At 74.7% G+C, this 15,710-nt stretch carries 16 protein-coding genes; 14 read left to right on the top strand and 2 right to left on the bottom strand.

Annotation, left to right across the window (positions count from 1 at the left end; genetic code table 11):
- From ACFPZN_RS53600 to ACFPZN_RS53625, 6 genes are all read left to right on the top strand, one after another.
- Nucleotides 1-1,341, top strand: a 1,341-nt coding sequence (locus ACFPZN_RS53600; protein ID WP_378292674.1) for a M23 family metallopeptidase, incomplete at its 5' end; no start/stop codon positions are given.
- Complete coding sequence (locus ACFPZN_RS53605; protein WP_378292676.1) at nucleotides 1,325-2,206, top strand: hypothetical protein; 882 nt, start codon at nucleotides 1,325-1,327, stop codon at nucleotides 2,204-2,206. The genes ACFPZN_RS53600 and ACFPZN_RS53605, both read left to right, overlap by 17 nt.
- Nucleotides 2,203-3,714 (top strand): NADH-quinone oxidoreductase subunit NuoF family protein, encoded by a 1,512-nt coding sequence (locus tag ACFPZN_RS53610; RefSeq protein ID WP_378292678.1) that lies wholly within the window; start codon nucleotides 2,203-2,205, stop codon nucleotides 3,712-3,714. Before ACFPZN_RS53605 ends, ACFPZN_RS53610 begins: the two co-directional genes overlap by 4 nt.
- Before the next feature lie 223 nt (nucleotides 3,715-3,937).
- Nucleotides 3,938-4,582 carry a DUF4142 domain-containing protein gene (locus ACFPZN_RS53615; RefSeq protein WP_378292680.1) on the top strand — a complete coding sequence of 215 codons (645 nt, stop codon included), beginning with the start codon at nucleotides 3,938-3,940 and terminating at the stop codon, nucleotides 4,580-4,582.
- Nucleotides 4,583-4,624: 42 nt separating this feature from the next.
- On the top strand, nucleotides 4,625-5,794 hold the full coding sequence (locus ACFPZN_RS53620; protein WP_378292682.1) for a DUF1996 domain-containing protein: 1,170 nt from the start codon (nucleotides 4,625-4,627) through the stop codon (nucleotides 5,792-5,794).
- A 58-nt stretch (nucleotides 5,795-5,852) separates the two neighbouring features.
- A complete protein-coding gene (locus tag ACFPZN_RS53625; protein WP_378292684.1) occupies nucleotides 5,853-6,512 on the top strand; it encodes an NAD(P)H-binding protein in 660 nt (219 codons plus the stop codon).
- An 11-nt stretch (nucleotides 6,513-6,523) separates the two neighbouring features.
- Here ACFPZN_RS53625 and ACFPZN_RS53630 read toward each other — a convergent pair whose 3' ends face one another.
- Nucleotides 6,524-8,314 carry an AMP-dependent synthetase/ligase gene (locus ACFPZN_RS53630; RefSeq protein ID WP_378292686.1) on the bottom strand — a complete coding sequence of 597 codons (1,791 nt, stop codon included), beginning with the start codon at nucleotides 8,312-8,314 and terminating at the stop codon, nucleotides 6,524-6,526.
- Between the two features lie 301 nt (nucleotides 8,315-8,615).
- Here ACFPZN_RS53630 and ACFPZN_RS53635 point away from each other — a divergent pair, with 301 nt between their 5' ends.
- From ACFPZN_RS53635 to ACFPZN_RS53660, 6 genes are all read left to right on the top strand, one after another.
- On the top strand, nucleotides 8,616-9,323 hold the full coding sequence (locus ACFPZN_RS53635) for a copper homeostasis protein CutC (RefSeq protein WP_378292688.1): 708 nt from the start codon (nucleotides 8,616-8,618) through the stop codon (nucleotides 9,321-9,323).
- A 59-nt stretch (nucleotides 9,324-9,382) separates the two neighbouring features.
- A complete protein-coding gene (locus tag ACFPZN_RS53640) occupies nucleotides 9,383-10,150 on the top strand; it encodes a metallophosphoesterase family protein (protein ID WP_378292690.1) in 768 nt (255 codons plus the stop codon).
- Nucleotides 10,151-10,212: 62 nt separating this feature from the next.
- Nucleotides 10,213-10,659 (top strand): SRPBCC family protein, encoded by a 447-nt coding sequence (locus ACFPZN_RS53645; RefSeq protein WP_378292692.1) that lies wholly within the window; start codon nucleotides 10,213-10,215, stop codon nucleotides 10,657-10,659.
- A gap of 66 nt (nucleotides 10,660-10,725) precedes the next feature.
- Nucleotides 10,726-11,187, top strand: coding sequence for a hypothetical protein (locus ACFPZN_RS53650; protein ID WP_378292694.1), 462 nt, complete (start codon nucleotides 10,726-10,728; stop codon nucleotides 11,185-11,187).
- Between the two features lie 170 nt (nucleotides 11,188-11,357).
- Nucleotides 11,358-12,302 (top strand): ROK family glucokinase, encoded by a 945-nt coding sequence (locus ACFPZN_RS53655; RefSeq protein ID WP_378292696.1) that lies wholly within the window; start codon nucleotides 11,358-11,360, stop codon nucleotides 12,300-12,302.
- Between the two features lie 29 nt (nucleotides 12,303-12,331).
- Nucleotides 12,332-13,060, top strand: coding sequence for an endonuclease/exonuclease/phosphatase family protein (locus ACFPZN_RS53660; RefSeq protein ID WP_378292698.1), 729 nt, complete (start codon nucleotides 12,332-12,334; stop codon nucleotides 13,058-13,060).
- Here ACFPZN_RS53660 and ACFPZN_RS53665 read toward each other — a convergent pair.
- Nucleotides 13,057-13,893 (bottom strand): hypothetical protein, encoded by an 837-nt coding sequence (locus ACFPZN_RS53665; RefSeq protein WP_378292700.1) that lies wholly within the window; start codon nucleotides 13,891-13,893, stop codon nucleotides 13,057-13,059. The genes ACFPZN_RS53660 and ACFPZN_RS53665 overlap by 4 nt on opposite strands.
- 327 nt (nucleotides 13,894-14,220) lie before the next feature.
- On the opposite strand from ACFPZN_RS53665, the gene ACFPZN_RS53670 reads away from it, so the two are divergent.
- Nucleotides 14,221-14,937, top strand: a complete 717-nt coding sequence (locus tag ACFPZN_RS53670; RefSeq protein WP_378292702.1) for a lysophospholipid acyltransferase family protein — start codon at nucleotides 14,221-14,223, stop codon at nucleotides 14,935-14,937.
- A 20-nt stretch (nucleotides 14,938-14,957) separates the two neighbouring features.
- Nucleotides 14,958-15,710, top strand: a 753-nt coding sequence (locus ACFPZN_RS53675; protein WP_378292704.1) for a DUF5931 domain-containing protein, incomplete at its 3' end; no start/stop codon positions are given.

Here is a 15,710-nt window from a genome sequence, read left to right on the forward strand (position 1 = left end):
CGCGGCGGCCCGCACGCGCTGCCCAAGCAGACCGGCATGCCGCACCAGCGGATGCGCGGCGCGCACGGCCCGGCCGACCGGCTGAGCACGGGCGCGCTGGTCTTCTCCATCTTCGTCGGCCTGTCGCTGCTGGCGATCGTGGAGCGCAGCCTGCTGGAGGGCAGCACCTTCGGCACGCCCGGCCCCGCGGGCTCCGACCTCGTCCTGCGCTCGCCCGGATCGCTGCCCAAGCCGTCCGGCCAGGCGCCGGCCCAGCGCCCGCCCGCGACGACGCCGGGCGGCCCGGACGCGGCGGCGCCCGAGACCCGCACGCTCACCGAACGGGTCCGCGCCCTCACCCTCGCCAACCACGGCCCGGCCGCCCGGCAGGCCTACGGGGCGGCGGCGGGCGGCGCCCCCATCGTCGGCGTCGACCGGGTCAGCGCCGACCGCCAGTGGGCGTTCGGCACCACCGCCGTCCCGGTGCCCGCCGCCAGCCCCGCCACCCCGCAGACCGCGTTCTTCGTCGGCCGCTGGGCGCAGGGCACCTGGCAGGTCGCGGTGTCGGGCAGCAGCTCGTTCGCCGCGATGATCGGGCGGATGCCCGCCGCGGTGATGCCGCCCGCCGAGGCGCAGGCGCTGCGCCGCTACAGCTCGGTGACCGCCGAGCAGGCGGCCGCGGCCACCAACGGCACCCGGGCCGGGGACGGCCTGATGCTGCCCTGGCGGGTCGGCGGCGCCTGGACGATCGGCAGCGCCGACGGGGACGGCTCGTCCCGACCCCTCGGCGCGCTGGCCTTCTGGGGCGGCGACGGCCGGGTGCAGGCCGCCGCCGACGGCCGCCTCTACCGGTTCTGCGCCGACTCGGCCGGCAGCGGACTGGTCATGGTGGTGCACCGCAGCGGGGTGGCCAGCACCTACTACCGCATGCGCCAGGTCAGCCAGCTGCGCGGCGGGAGCACGGTGAAGCGCGGCGACACGCTGGGCCGGATCGGCGCCGACCGGGCCTGCGGCGGCGCGGCGGCGCCCCGCCCGCTGGTCCAGTTCTCCCTCCGCCGCGGCGCCGAGGAGGTCCCGCTCGAAGGGACCCGGCTCGGCGGCTGGACCCTCCGGGAACGGGCCCGCCCGCTGCTCGGCTTCGCCGAGCGCGGCGTGATGCAGGTCCTGCCCGGGGGACTGCTGGCCAACCTCGGGGCGGTGCCCGTCGAGGACCTCCCCGAGACGCCCGGCCTCCCCGACCTCCCCGGCCTGCCGGGCAACGGCGATGGCAACGGCAACGGCAACGGTGCCGACGCACCCGGGAACGACCCCGCGCCTTCCACTACCCAGAACAGGAGTTCGAGCAGTGCAGACGCGAAGTAGCGATGATCCCGCCGTGCCGAGCTGGGCGCTGCGCGCCGCGGCCGTCGGCGCGGTTTTGGTGCTGATCGGCGCGGCGACCCCGCAGGGCGCCGCCGTCGCCGGCGACGTGCAGCGCTTCCTCTCCTTCTACGCGGGCGTGTTCGGCCTGCTGGCGATGACCACGGCGGTGGTCAGCGGGCTGCTGGCCACCGAGCGGCTGATCCTGGCGATCCGGCACCGGGTGCTGGCGCAGGCGGTGCACCGGGCGGCCTCGATGCTCGCGGTGACGTTCGTGATCGCGCACGTCCTGGTGAAGGTGCTGGGCGGGCTGGCGGTGCCGCGGCAGGTGCTCGTGCCGAGCACCGGCCCGATCGGGTACGGCGCGCTGGCGTTCGACCTGCTGCTGGTGGTCGTGGCCAGCGGGCTGCTGCGGGCCCGGTTCGCCCGCGGGACGCGGCCCTGGGTGTGGCGGTCGGTGCACGCGCTGGCCTACGCGTCCTGGCCGATGGCGATCACGCACGGCCTGACCGCCGGGCGGTCGGCGGCGGCGTGGGTGACGCTCAGCTACGTGCTGTGCGTCGGGATGGTCGCCCTCGCCGTGTTCACCCGCGTGTTCGTGGTGTTCCGGCCGCGGGAGGTGCGGCGCGCGGGCGACACCGCGACGGCGCCGTCCGCCCGGGAGGCGCGCGGCGGCCGTACCGGCGGCGGGCGGCGCAACGTGTCCCGGGGCGCGGTGCGCTCGCCCGAGTACGCCGGCGCCGACCCCCGGGGCGCCGATCCCCGGGGCGGCGACCCCCGGTACGACGGCCCGCGCAACGACGACCCGCGCGGCGGCGATCCGCGCGGCGGCGGGGGCGACTTCTGGGACACCGAGGTGATGCGATGACCGGCGCCGTCACCGTCTCCAACATCGGCGGGCCCCGCCTCACCCTGGGCTTCGACCGGTTCGACCGGCTGGACCTGGAGCGGCACAAGGCGGTGCACGGCCGGCTCAGCACACCGGTCCTGGAGGACCTGGTGCGGATGGCCGAGCAGGTCGACATGCGCGGGCGCGGCGGCGCGGGCTTCCCGTTCGCCCGCAAGCTCATGGCCGTCGCCGCGCGGATCACCCATCCCACCGCCGACGAGATCGAGCTGCCCGGCGAGCGCCGCGACCGGCGCCGTCCCGCGCAGGACGCGGTCGTGGTGGTCAACGGGGCGGAGGGCGAGCCCGGCAGCGCCAAGGACAAGGTGCTGCTCAACCGCGCCCCGCACCTGGTCCTGGACGGCGCCGCGATCGCCGCCACCGCGCTGGGCACCCAGCGGATCGTGGTGGCCGTCGAGGACGACGAGGCCGCCCGGTCGGTCCGCGCCGCCATCGTCGAGCGCCGCATGCCGGCCCGGGTGGTGCGGCTCACCGAGCGGTTCATCTCCGGCGAGAGCGGCGCGGTGGTCCGCGCGATCAACGGGGAGATCCCCATCCCGCCCGGCCGGAAGGTGCGGGCCGCCGAGTCGGGCGTGGACGGCTGCCCGACCCTGCTGTCCAACACCGAGACCTTCGCCCAGCTCGCCGTGCTGACCTCGCTGGGCCCCGACCTGTACGCCTCCGCCGGGACCGAGGACGAGCCGGGCACCACCCTGCTCACCGTGGGCGGGACGCGGGTCGTCGAAGCCCCCCTCGGCACCCCGCTGCAGGCCGTCCTCGACCACGCGGAGGTCCAGCGCGGGGAGCCCGTGCTGGTCGGCGGCTACCACGGCATGTGGCTGGACCCGGTGGGCGCGGCCCGCGCGGTGCTGTCGCGGGCCGGCATGAAGGCGGTCGGCGGCACGGTCGGCGCGGGCATCATCCTGCCGCTCACCCGGGGGACCTGCCCGCTCGGCGAGGCCACCCGGATCGCCTCCTACCTGGCCGCGCAGTCGGCCGGGCAGTGCGGGCCGTGCCGGCTGGGGCTGCCCGACGTGGTGCGGGCGATGAACGCGCTCAACGACGGGTCGGGCAGCGTCGACGACGTGCGCCGCGCGGCCGGGGTCGGCCGGGGCCGGGGCGCCTGCTCGCATCCCGACGGCACCGCCAGGTTCGTGCTGTCGGCGCTGGACGCCTTCGCCGGCGACATCGAGGTCCACCGGTACGGCGGGACCTGCGGGCAGCCGGTGTTCGGGGTGCTGCCGCTGCCCGTCCCGTCCGGGAAGGAGGGCCGGGTCGCGATCGACTGGAGCCGCTGCGACGGCCACGGGCTGTGCGCCTACCTGGTGCCCGAGCTGATCCAGCTCGACCGGTACGGATTCCCGGTCGTGCTCGGCACCGACATCCCGACCTGGATGGAACGCGACGTGCAGCGCGCGGTGGCGATGTGCCCCGCGCTGGCGCTGCGCGTGACCACCGGCGTGCCCAAGAGCGGCTCCCGCCGTTCCTGACGAGTGACCCGCGCATGCCCCGCGAACCGCGGCGGGGCATGCGTGAAACGGGCCGCCAATTGTGCGGCCCGGTGATTGCGCGGGGATACCGCCTGCCCTTTTCCGGGCCGCGAAGAAAAGCAAGAAAAAATGCAACCCGGTGAACCGGTGCCCGGCGCGGAGCGTATTTCCTGGAAACGCCTGCCGGGGTGGAGTTCAGGGATGCGGTGAAAGGAGGAGACCGGTGCGGAAGTCGTACGGAGCCGGCGACACGCGCCTGCTGCGCAGGCTGCGGCGCGGCCGGCTGCTGCTGGTGGTCACGGCCGCGCTCGCGGTCACGGCCGCGCTGGTGGTCGTCCTCAGCCCGCCGGGCGTGCCGGCGGACGGCGACACCACCGCCGGGCGCCTGTCGGGCGCCACGGTCGACACGCGCTGGGGGCGCCTCAGCGCCGACGACCGGCAGCTGCTGGTCGCGGTGCGGCAGGCGGGCCTGTGGGAGATGCCCGCGGGCCAGCAGGCCCAGCAGCGCGCCGCCAGCCCCAGGGTCAAGGAGATCGCGCAGATGATCGCCGAGCAGCACGCGCGGCTCGACGAGGACACCCGCACGGTGGCGCAGCGGCTGCAGGTGATCCTGCCGAACGAGCCCAATCCGCAGCAGAAGGCGTGGCTGGCGGAGATGTCCGACCGGTTCGGCGGCGAATTCGACAGCACCTTCGTGCTGCGCCTGCGCGCGGCCCACGGCAAGGTCTTCGGCGTGATCGCCCAAGTCCGCGCCAAGACCGAGAACAGTGAGATCCGGGCCTTCGCCGAGCGTTCGCTGAAGTACGTCAACACGCACATGACGCTGCTGGAGAGCACGGGTCTCGTCTCCAAATCGGCCCTTTCCTGACGGGTCTTTCATTTCCCCACCCCCGCTCACAGGGAGATCTACATGGGAAGCAGGAAACGCATAGCCGTCGTCCTTCCGGCGCTGCTGCTGATCGCGGCGGCGGCGGAGGGCCCGGCGCTGGCGGCGCCCGAGCGGCCGTCGCCCCCGGCGACCGCGGAACCCACCGAGCCGCCCGATCAGGGCGGCGGCGGCCAGCAGCCGCCCGCGCAGGGCGACCCGTCCGCGCCCCCGCCCGCCGACCCGTCCGCCGACCCGTCGGCGGGCCCGTCGGCCGACCCCTCGGCCCCGCCGTCCCAGGACCCGAACCCGCCCGCCCAGCAGCCGCCGGGCATCGCCGAGGGCCCGGACGCCGACGACTTCGTCAACATCCGCCAGGCCCCGCGGGTGCGCCAGGTCCGCCCGTCGCGGGGCGGCTCGCGCGGCACGTTCAGCTCGCGCTGCGGAACGAACCAGAACGAGCACCACAACCCCGACAACTTCATCGTGGCGCCGGGCGTCCAGAACGGGGCGCACCACATCCACGACTACGTCGGCAACGAGTCGGCCGACGCCTTCTCCACGGACGAGAGCCTGGCCGCCTCCGAGACCACCTGCACCAACGGCGACCTGTCCACCTACTACTGGCCGGTCATGCGCGACCGGAACGGGCAGGACGACTCCGCCGCGGCCCAGCAGAGCGCGGCCGACGGCAACGTCGGCTCGATCGTGCTGCCGCGCTCGGCAAACATCCAGTTCCGCGGCAACCCGCGCAGCAGGGTGGTGGCGATGCCGCGGTTCCTGCGGGTGATCATGGGTGACGCCAAGGCCGCCACCAACGGCCTGGCCAACGCGCGCGCCTCGTGGACCTGCAGCGGGTTCGCCAACCGGGCGTTCACCGACAAGTACCCGCTCTGCCCGCGCGGCAGCCAGGTGCAGCGCGTCCTGGACTTCCCCAGCTGCTGGGACGGCCAGAACACCGACAGCGCCAACCACCGCGACCACATCGTCTTCCCGCAGGCGAACGGCGCCTGCCCGCAGGGCCGGCAGGCCGTCCCGCAGCTGCGGCTGACGCTGAGCTACAACCTGCCCAACCGCGCGCAGGCGTTCGCGGTGGACTCCTTCCCCGAGCAGGGGCACGACCCGGTGACCGACCACGCCGACTTCGTGAACGTCATGCCCGACAACCTGATGCAGCGGGCGGTGTCCTGCATCAACTCCGGACGCCGCTGCTGATCCGCCGCCGCTGATCCGGAGACCCGCCGGCCGCGCCCGCGTCCGTAAGATCGTCGTCATGGACGTCGCCATCGCCGGAGGACACGGGAAGATCGCGTTGCGGCTGGCCAGGTTGCTGGCCGCGCGCGGCGACACCGTGCGGTCCCTGATCCGCAATCCCGACCACGCCGAGGACGTGCGCGCGACCGGCGCCGAACCGGTGCCGCTCGACCTGGAGACCGCCTCCGCCGAGGAGGTCGCCGAGCGGATCGCCGGCGCGGACGCCGCGGTCTTCGCCGCCGGGGCGGGCCCGGGCAGCGGCGCCGCCCGCAAGGACACCGTCGACCGGGCCGCCTCGGTGCTCCTGGCGGACGCGGCCGAGCGCGCGGGCGTCCGCACGTTCCTGCAGATCTCGGCGATGGGCGTGGACAATCCGCCCGACGCCGGCCGGGGCGAGGTCTGGGCCGCCTACATGAGGGCCAAGAAGGAGGCCGAGGACGACCTGCGGGCTCGCGACGGCCTCGACTGGCTGATCCTGCGCCCCGGCCTCCTCACCGACGACCCCGGCACCGGCCGGGTACGCCTGGGCCCGCCGTACGTGGGCCACGAGCCCGTGACCCGGGACGACGTGGCGGCGGTGACCGCGGCCCTCCTGCGGGAGCCGGGCGCGCGCCGCCGCGTCCTGGAGCTCATCGGCGGCGAGACCCCCATCGACCAGGCGGTCACCGCCGCTCTGTGACCACCGCCGCCCTATGAGTAGAGGGCGTCGATCTCGTCGGCGAAGTCCTTCATGACGGCGTGCCTGCGGACCTTGAGGCTGGGGGTCATGTGGCCGGCCTCCTCGGTGAAGTCCACGCCGAGGATCTCGTACTTCTTGATGGCCTCGGCCTGGCTGACGGTCCGGTTGGCCTCGGCGACCGCGCCGTCGATCTCGGCGATCACCTCGGGGTCGCGGCGGAGCTCGTCCAGGGTCATCGCGGCGGGCTTGCCGTTCCGCTCCTTCCAGGGGCCCAGCGCCTCCTGGTCCAGGGTGATCAGGGCGCTGATGAACTTGCGGCCGTCGCCGACGACCAGGCACTGGCTGATCAGCGGGTGGGCGCGCAGCCGGTCCTCCAGCGGGGCGGGGGCGACGTTCTTGCCGGCCGCGGTGACCAGGATCTCCTTCTTGCGCCCGGTGATCTTGAGGTAGCCGTCCTCGTCGAGCGCGCCCAGGTCGCCGGTGTGGAACCAGCCGTCCTCCTCCAGGGACTCCTTGGTGGCGGCGTCGTTGTTCCAGTAGCCGGTGAGGATGTTCACGCCGCGGACCAGGACCTCGCCGTCCTCGGCGATGCGCAGGGTCACGCCCGGGATGGGGCGGCCGACCGTGCCGATCCTGATGGCGGTGGGCCGGTTGACCGAGGCGGGGGCGGTGGTCTCGGTGAGGCCGTACCCCTCCAGGATGGTGATGCCGACGCCGCGGAAGAAGTGCCCGAGGCGTTCGCCCAGGGCGGCGCCGCCGGAGACGGCGTACTCGACCCGGCCGCCGACCGCGGCGCGGAGCTTGCCGTACACCAGCCGGTCGAACACCCGGTGCTTGATCTTGAGGCCGAGGCCGGGGCCGCCGTCGTCCAGCGCCCGGCTGTAGGCGATCGCGGTGTCGGCGGCGGCGTGGAAGATGCGGCCCTTGCCCTCGGCGGCGGCCTTCTGCTCGGCGCCGTTGTAGACCTTCTCGAAGACCCGGGGGACGGCCAGCAGGAACGTCGGCCGGAAGGACCCCAGGTCGGGCAGCAGGCTGGGGATGTCGCTGTGGCCCAGGACGATCTCGCCCTCGACGGCCGCGACCTGGATCAGCCGGGCGAACACGTGCGCCAGCGGCAGGAACAGCAGCGTGGAGCTGCCGTCCACCGCGACCTCGGAGATGGCGCCCTGGACGGCGTTGCGGGAGGTGGCGACGAAGTTGCCGTGGGTGAGCTGGCAGCCCTTGGGACGGCCGGTGGTGCCCGAGGTGTAGATGACGGTGGCCAGGTCGCCGGAGGCGCGGGAGCGGCGGCGCTCCTCGGCCGTCTCGGCGGTGACGTCCGCGCCGGAGGCGACCACGTCCTCCAGGTCGCCGGCGTCGATGCCCCACACGTGGGCGAGGCCGGGCAGCGAGTCGCGCACCTCCGCGATCGCGGCCAGGTGGGCGGAGGTCTCGGCGAACACGGCCTTGGCGCCGGAGTCGCCGATGATCCACTCGATCTGCGCCGGGGCGGAGGTCTCGTAGATCGGCACGGTCACGCCGCCGGCCGCCCAGATGGCGTAGTCCAGGAGGGTCCACTCGTACCGGGTCCGGGACATGAGCGCGACCCGGTCGCCGGGCTCCACGCCCGCGGCGATCAGGCCCTTGGCGATCCCGGTCACCTCGGCGGCGAACTCCCCGGCGGTCACCGAGCGCCAGGCCTCGCCCTCGCGGCGGCGCAGCACGATCGTGCCGGGACGCTCGGCGGCCCGGGTGAAGGGCGCGTCGGTCAGATTCGTGGCGGCGGGGACCTCCACCATCGCGGGGACGCTGAACTCGCGCACGGCCCATCTCCTCGGTTGAACGCGGCTACGGTCGGCAAGGCTCGGACGCTGCGCACCCCCGGGCGCCGCGGGTGCCGCAACGGTGGGGACGACGGTACAGCGTCCTCACCGTCGAATGATACCCGTGAGTAGGAATTCTGTTACGGCATGATCAGGCCCGTCCCGCCGCCTCCGCCGCGGTGCCCCGGTTAACGGTGACGCAAAGTTCGCGGGCGGACGCCCCGGTCGCGGCGGCCCGTTGCCTAGGCTCGTGACCCGTGGGAAGCCATGGCGGGGTGACCATGGGGGAGGCGGGGGCGCCGTGTCGTTGCTCGAAGTGATCGCGCTGGACGCCGCCGACGCGCGGGCGGCCGAGGAGGGCGGCGCGGACCGGCTGGAGGTCGTCGCCGACATGGCCGCCGACGGCCTGACGCCCGATCCCGACCTGGTCGCCGGAGTGCGCGCGGTGACGACCCTGCCGATCCGGGTGATGCTGCGGGCCAACGCCGGCTTCCGCACCACGATCCCGGAGCTGGACCGGCTGCGCCGGGTCGCCGGCCTGCACCGGGACGCCGGCGCCGACGGCTTCGTCCTGGGGTTCCTGGACCCGCTCGGCGGGATCGACACCGGCGCCACCGGCAAGCTCGCCGCCGCCCTCGCGCCGCTGCCGTGGACCTTCCACCGGGCGCTCGACCACGCCGCCGACCCGCCGCCCGCCTGGCGGACCGTCCGGGACCTGGACGGCGGGCCGGACACCGTGCTCACCGCGGGCTCGCCGCGCGGCGTCGACGCCGGGGTGGACGTCCTGGTCCGGCGGGCCGCCGAGGGCCCGCGCTCGGCGGGGCTGCTCATGGCGGGCGGCGGGCTGCGCCGCAAGCACGTCGCGGTGCTGGCCGCGGCCGGGATCACCGCGTTCCACGTGGGCACCGCGGTCCGTCCCGACGGCTCCTGGGACGCCCCCGTGGACCCCCGCCTGGTCCGCGAGTGGCGGGCGCTGGTGGTCGCCGCGACCGGGTCCGGCGCCCGGTGAGGGTGGTCAGGGCGACACGCCGTGGCGCACCGCCGGACCGGACCATTTAGAGTCGGGACATGCGGATCCATGTGGTGAGTGACGTTCATGGCCGCGCCGAGGCCCTCAAGCGCGCGGGGGACGGGGCGGACGCGCTCATCTGCCTGGGCGACCTGATCCTGTTCATCGACTACTCCGACCACGCCCAGGGCATCTTCGCGGACCTGTTCGGCCAGGAGAACGCCGACCGGCTCATCGAGCTGCGCACCCAGAAGCACTTCGAGGAGGCCCGCGCCTTCTCCCGGCGGATGTGGGACTCCCTGGAGGGCGGGGCCTGGCCGCACATCGAGAAGGCCGTCCGCCGCCAGTACGCCGAGCTGTTCGCCGCGATGCCGACCCCCGCCTACCTCACCTACGGGAACGTGGACGTCCCCGCCATGTGGGCCGAGTACCTGCGCGAGGGGCAGCACGTCCTGGACGGGGAGGTCGTCGAGCTGGGCGGGCTGCGGTTCGGGTTCGTCGGCGGGGGCCTGAGGACCGAGTACCGCACCCCCTACGAGCTCGACGACGACGCCTACGCGGCCAAGGTCGCGGCGGTCGGCGCGGTCGACGTGCTGTGCTGCCACATCCCGCCCGCCGTCCCGGAACTGCTGTACGACACGGTCGCGCGCAGGTTCGAGCGGGGCAGCGAGGCGGTGCTGGAGGCGATCCGCGAGACCCAGCCCCGGTACGTGCTGTTCGGGCACGTCCACCAGCCGCTGGCGCGCCGCATGCGCATCGGCCGCACCGAATGCGTCAACGTGGGTCACTTCCGTGGCAGCGGGGTTCCTTACGTTCTGTCGCTCTGACGGATACTTTCCAGGGGGACGCCGGAACCGGCGTGCTCCCGAGCGCAGAAGGGCGGGCATCGATGGCGGACCGCACGAGTTCTTCCATCACCATCAGGTCCGGGAAGACCGAGATCATGGCGGTGATCGCCGATCTCGAGGCGTATCCGAAGTGGGCCAGCGGCATCCGCGACCTCACCGTCCAGGAGACCGGTGACGACGGCCGCGCCCGCCTGGCCCGGCTCACCTTCGACGGCGGTCCGTTCAGCGACACCGTCGGGCTGCGCTACGAGTGGGGCGGCGACGACCACGTCCACTGGGAGCTGGTGGAGCAGGGCACCGTGGTGACGGGGCTGCACGGCTCCTACACGCTGGGGGAGGCCGGGGGCGGCGGCGAGCCCGCCACCGAGGTCACCTACGAGCTGGCCGTGGACGTCCGCGTCCCGATGATCGGGATGGTCAAGCGCAAGGCTGAGAAGCGGATCATCGACTCGGCGCTCAAGGGCCTGAAGCGGTACGTCGAGGGCTGAGCGGCCCCGTCGCGGGCCGGGGGCGGCGATGCGGTTTCGCGCCGACGACGGATGGACAATGTTCTCATGAACGAGCAGCCAGGCGACCTCCTCGACGAGGCGGTCAAGCTCTTCGAGACGCTGCGCAGGCGGCTGGGCGAGACGGCGGCCGGCCCGCGCGGCGAGGCGGGCCGGGCCGGTGCCGGCGGTACGGAAGAACGTGCAGGTGAACGTGCGGGTGAGGACGTGTGGAGCCGCGCGGTCTCCGAGGAGGCGCGCGAGCCGCGGGAGCCGCGGGAACCGCGCGCGCCGCGGGAGCCGCCGCGGATCGCGACCGGCGCACCCGAGTGCCGCGACTGCCCGGTCTGCCGGGCGATCGCCGTGGGCCGCGCGTCGGGCGGTGACGTCCGCGAGCACCTGCGGCAGGCCGGGCGCTCGCTGCTGGCCGCGGCGATGGACGTGGCCGCGGCCTTCGAGCGGACCCGCCCCGCGCCCGGACCGCCGCCGCGGAACGGTCCGGGCGGCGACCGCCCCGCCGCCACGGGTTAGCGACCGGGCAGCGCGGGTGAGCGGCCGGCCGCCGCCGGAAACGCCCGCGACCGCCCGCGATGCCGCACAATGTCGCGCAGCGGGTCGCGCAGTGGCCGGCAGTGACGCGCAAGGACGCGCAGTGACGCAGTGAGGGCTCCGGTAGGCGCCGCGAGGAGGAGGAACCGCACATGGCCCTGACCATCGGCGTTGATGTTGGGGGTACCAAGGTCGCCGCGGGCGTGGTCGACGACCAAGGCAGGATTCTGGAGAAGGTCCGCCGTCCCACCCCCTCCACCAACCCCAAGGAGACCGCCGCGGTCATCGCCGAGGTCGTCGACCTGCTCAAGGGCAAGTTCGAGGACGTGGCGGCGGTCGGCCTCGGCACCGCCGGGTTCGTGGACGAGACCCGTTCCACGGTGCTGTTCGCGCCCAACCTGGCCTGGCGGGACGAGCCGATCAAGAAGAAGGTGGAGGACCTGACCGGGCTGCCGGTCGTGGTCGAGAACGACGGCAACGCCACCGCCTGGGGCGAGGCCCGGTTCGGCGCCGGCCGCGACCACGACTTCATCGTGCTGATCGCGCTGGGCACCGGCATCGGCGGCGGCATCATCATCAACGGCGAGCTCTACCGGGGCCGGTTCGGGATCGGCGCCGAGGTCGGCCACTTCCGGGTCGTCCCGGACGGGCGGCGCTGCGGCTGCGGCAACCGCGGCTGCTGGGAGCAGTACGCCAGCGGCAACGCGCTGGTGCACGAGGCCCGCGACCTGGCCCGGGTGGCCCCGGCGATGGCGGGGCGGCTGCTGGAGCTGGGCGACGGCCGTCCCGACGGCATCAGCGGGCCCGAGGTGACGCAGGCGGCCCGCGAGGGCGACACCGCGGCGCTGGAGTGCTTCCGGACGGTGGCGCACTGGGCGGGGCAGGGCCTGGCCGATCTCACCGCGATCCTGGACCCGGGCGCGTTCATCATCGGCGGCGGGCTGTCGGACGCGGGCGACCTGCTGCTCGACCCGATCCGGGACGCGTTCGAGACCGCGCTGACCGGCCGCGGGCACCGTCCGCTGCCGGAGATCCTCATCGCCGAGCTGGGGTCGGCCGCCGGCATCGTCGGCGCCGCCGACCTGGCCCGGACCTGACGCGACCGGCGAGGCGGGGGAGGCGGGCGGTGGCCGTCGTCGTCCGGGTGCTCAGCTACAACGTCCGGTCGCTGCGGGACGACCCGGCGGCCGTGGCGCGGGTGGTCCGCGCCCTGGAGCCGGACGTGGTCTGCCTGCAGGAGGTGCCGCGCTTCCTGGGGTGGCGGTTCAAGCGGCGGCGGCTGGCACGGGCGTGCGGGCTGTCGGTGGCCTCGGGACGGCGCGCGGCCGGGCTGGCCGTGCTGGCGGGGCCGCGCGCCCGGGTCGTGCACCGCGAGTACCACCTGCTGGAGCCGTTTCCGAAGCTGCACCGCCGCGGGCTGGCCGTCGCCGTCCTGGAGTTCCCGGACGGCGACGGCCGCGGGGCGCGGCTGATCGCGGCGAGCACCCATCTCGACCTGCGGGACGAGCCGCGCCTGGCCCACACCGGCGAGATCATCGGCATTCTGGAGCGGGCCCGCGCCGCCCACCGCGCGCCGGTCGTGATCGCCGGGGACATCAACGAGCAGCCCGGGGGCGCGTCCTGGAGGACGCTGGACGAGATCTTCCAGGACGCCCACGCCGTCGCTCCCGAGGGCTACGCGGCGACGTTCTCGTCCCGGCGCCCGGGCCGGCGCATCGACGGCGTGTTCGCGGACCGGGAGATCGAGGTGATCGGCTGCGGCGTGCCCGTGGAAGAGGCGATCGCCGCCGACTACCCGTCGGCCACCGACCACCGCCCCGTCCTGGCCACCCTGCGGCTGCCCGCCCTCGTCTAGACCACGGCGCCGTCGTCGGGGTCGCGCGGCTCGTCGCCCATCCGCAGCACCAGCGTCACGAACCCGCCGATGAACGCGGCCACCGCCAGGAACGCCGCGTAGCCCGGCACCTCCCAGTCGAGGATCACCGTGACCAGCAGGTACAGCGGCCCGCCGACCAGCGCGATCCACGCCCCTTTGGTGAGCGGGTCGGCGCTGGGCAGGGGCGGCGGGGGCGGCGGGACGTAGTGGCCCTCCTCGTCGCCGTCCTCCTCGGCGGGGACCTTCGCCAGGTCGGCCGCCTTGATCACGCGGGCGCGGGGGAGCCGCCCGGTGCGGTCGTCGCCCTCGCGCGGCGGCTCGGCGGCCGGCTCGTCGATGTTCTCCTCGTCGGGCCAGGGGACCTGGTCGCCCTCGGGGGCCGCGTCGTAGCCGGCGACGATCTCGGCCCAGATGGCGTCCTCGTCGAGTTCGGCCGCGTCGCCCCGGCGGTCGGGGCCCGTGGCGGTGGCGGGGGAGTCCACGCCCGCGCCCGTGCTCTCGGCGGCGGTGGGGGAGGAGTCGGGGTCGCGCAGCCGCGTCAGGTGGACGCGCAGGACGCTCTCGGCGGTCGGTTTCATCTCGACGTCCACGTACAGCCGGTCGAGAACGTCGTCGACGCTCCCGGCGGCGCCCCCGGACGCCGCCGCCGACGCGGCCTCCTCCGCCAGCCCGGCCAGCTCCTCGGGGGAGGCGGCGTAGGCGGCCACTCCCGCGTCGCGCAGCGCCGTCAGCATGACGTCGGCGAGATGCGGGGCGAGGTCGACCAGCGGCGCGTAGGTGTCCGCTGACAGTCCATTGCCACGGCGATTCACGGGGCCGGCTCCTTCGACGACTCCGGCGTGACCGACAGCACCGGCATGACGGCCTCCGCTCCCCCATAGACGTGTGTCCCACGGTATTCGCTGGGCCGCCTGGGGCAAGCCCTTGGGGCACACCCGATCGCGATTCCCTGTGCAGAGCCTACGTTCATATCGCCCCCGCCGGGGCGGGGCAAGGCCGACCGGCGGGGCCGGGGGCCCGGACGGGGCCGGGGTGTGGGCAGGTCGGCCGGGGAGTGGAAGGATGTCGCATCATCCCCCGTTCGTCGGAGTGTTCGGGACGCGCGCCGCAGCTGGACGCGGCCGGAGGAAGGTGTCGGCATGCTCTGGTTCTGGATCCTCCTCAGGATCGTTCTCTCGCCCATCCTGTACCTGGTGTGGCGTCCCCGGAACTCGGGCATGCGGAACGTCCCCAAGCGGGGTCCGGCCCTGCTGGTGAGCAACCACCTGTCGTTCGCCGACCACTTCTTCGGGCCGCTGCCGCTGCTGCGCCCGATCTTCTTCATCGGCAAGGGCGAGTACTTCACCGGCAAGGGCCTCAAGGGGTTGCTCAGCAGGGCGTTCTTCACCGCGGTCGGGGTGGTCCCGGTGGACCGGTCGGGCGGCGACGCGGCGGAGGCGGCGCTGGAGACCGGCCTGCGGATCCTGCGCGAGGGCAAGCTGCTGGGGATCTACCCCGAGGGCACCAGGGCGCCCGACAACCGGCTCTACCGGGGCAAGACCGGGGTGGCCCGGCTGGCGCTGAAGTCGCGGGTGCCGGTGATCCCGGTGGCGATGATCAACACCTTCGAGCTGATGCCGTCCGGCCGGCCCGTGTTCCGGCTGGGGGTGCGGCCCGGGGTGCGGTTCGGCGCCCCGCTGGACTTCTCCCGCTACTACGGGCAGGAGGACGACCGGGAGGTGCTGCGCAAGATCACCGACGAGATCATGCAGACGATCCGGGAGCTGTCCGGGCAGGAGTACGTGGACCGGTACGCGGCCGAGGTGAAGGCCGAGATGGCGGGCCGGGAGGTCCGCCCGGCCGGCGACGACGACTGAGCCGCGCGGCGGGCGGCGTCATGGGCCTGGAAGTCGCCCTCTGGCGGGCGGTCGCGGTCTACCGGGGGACCTCCCTCGCGTACGCGGCCGCCCTGATCGCCATGAACTTCGGCGAGTACGATCATCCGCTCGGCGGCTGGACCGTGCTGGCCGTCATGGCGCTCTGGACCCTGTACGCCACCTACTCCTTCGCCGACCCGCGGCGCCGCGGGCGGCCGCTCCTGGCCGCCGACCTGGCGGTGGCGCTGGGCTGCCTGCTGGCCACCACGTGGGTGGAGTCGGCGGGCAACATCTCCAGCGGCCGCTCGACGCTGCCCGCCTCGTGGGTGGCCGCCGCCGTGCTGTCGTGGGCGGTGGCGGGCGGCAAGCGGGCGGGGATCGCCGCGGCGCTGGCGCTCGGCGTGGCGAACGTGCTGGTGCACGTGCTGGCCGGGACGCCGGGCTCGGCCGGGTCGGTCACCTTCAACGGGATCGTGCTGCTGGTCATGGCCGGGCTGGTGGTGGGGCACGTGGTCAAGCTGGCGCTGGACGCGGAGGCCCGGCTGGCGCGTGCGGTGGAGCTGGAGGCGTCCACCCGCGAACGGGAGCGGCTGGCGCGCGGCATCCACGACTCGGTGCTGCAGGTGCTGGCGATGGTCCAGCGGCGCGGCGGCGAGATGGGCGGCGAGCTGGCGGGGCTGGGCCGGCTGGCGCTGGCCGAGGAGGCCGCCCTGCGCGCGCTGAACAGCGCCGGTGCCGGCGAGCCGCCCGCGCGGCACGGTCGCGGCGGCCGA

It is taken from the genome of Actinomadura rugatobispora (assembly GCF_042656285.1).
Taxonomy (GTDB): Bacteria; Actinomycetota; Actinomycetes; order Streptosporangiales; family Streptosporangiaceae; genus Spirillospora; species Spirillospora rugatobispora.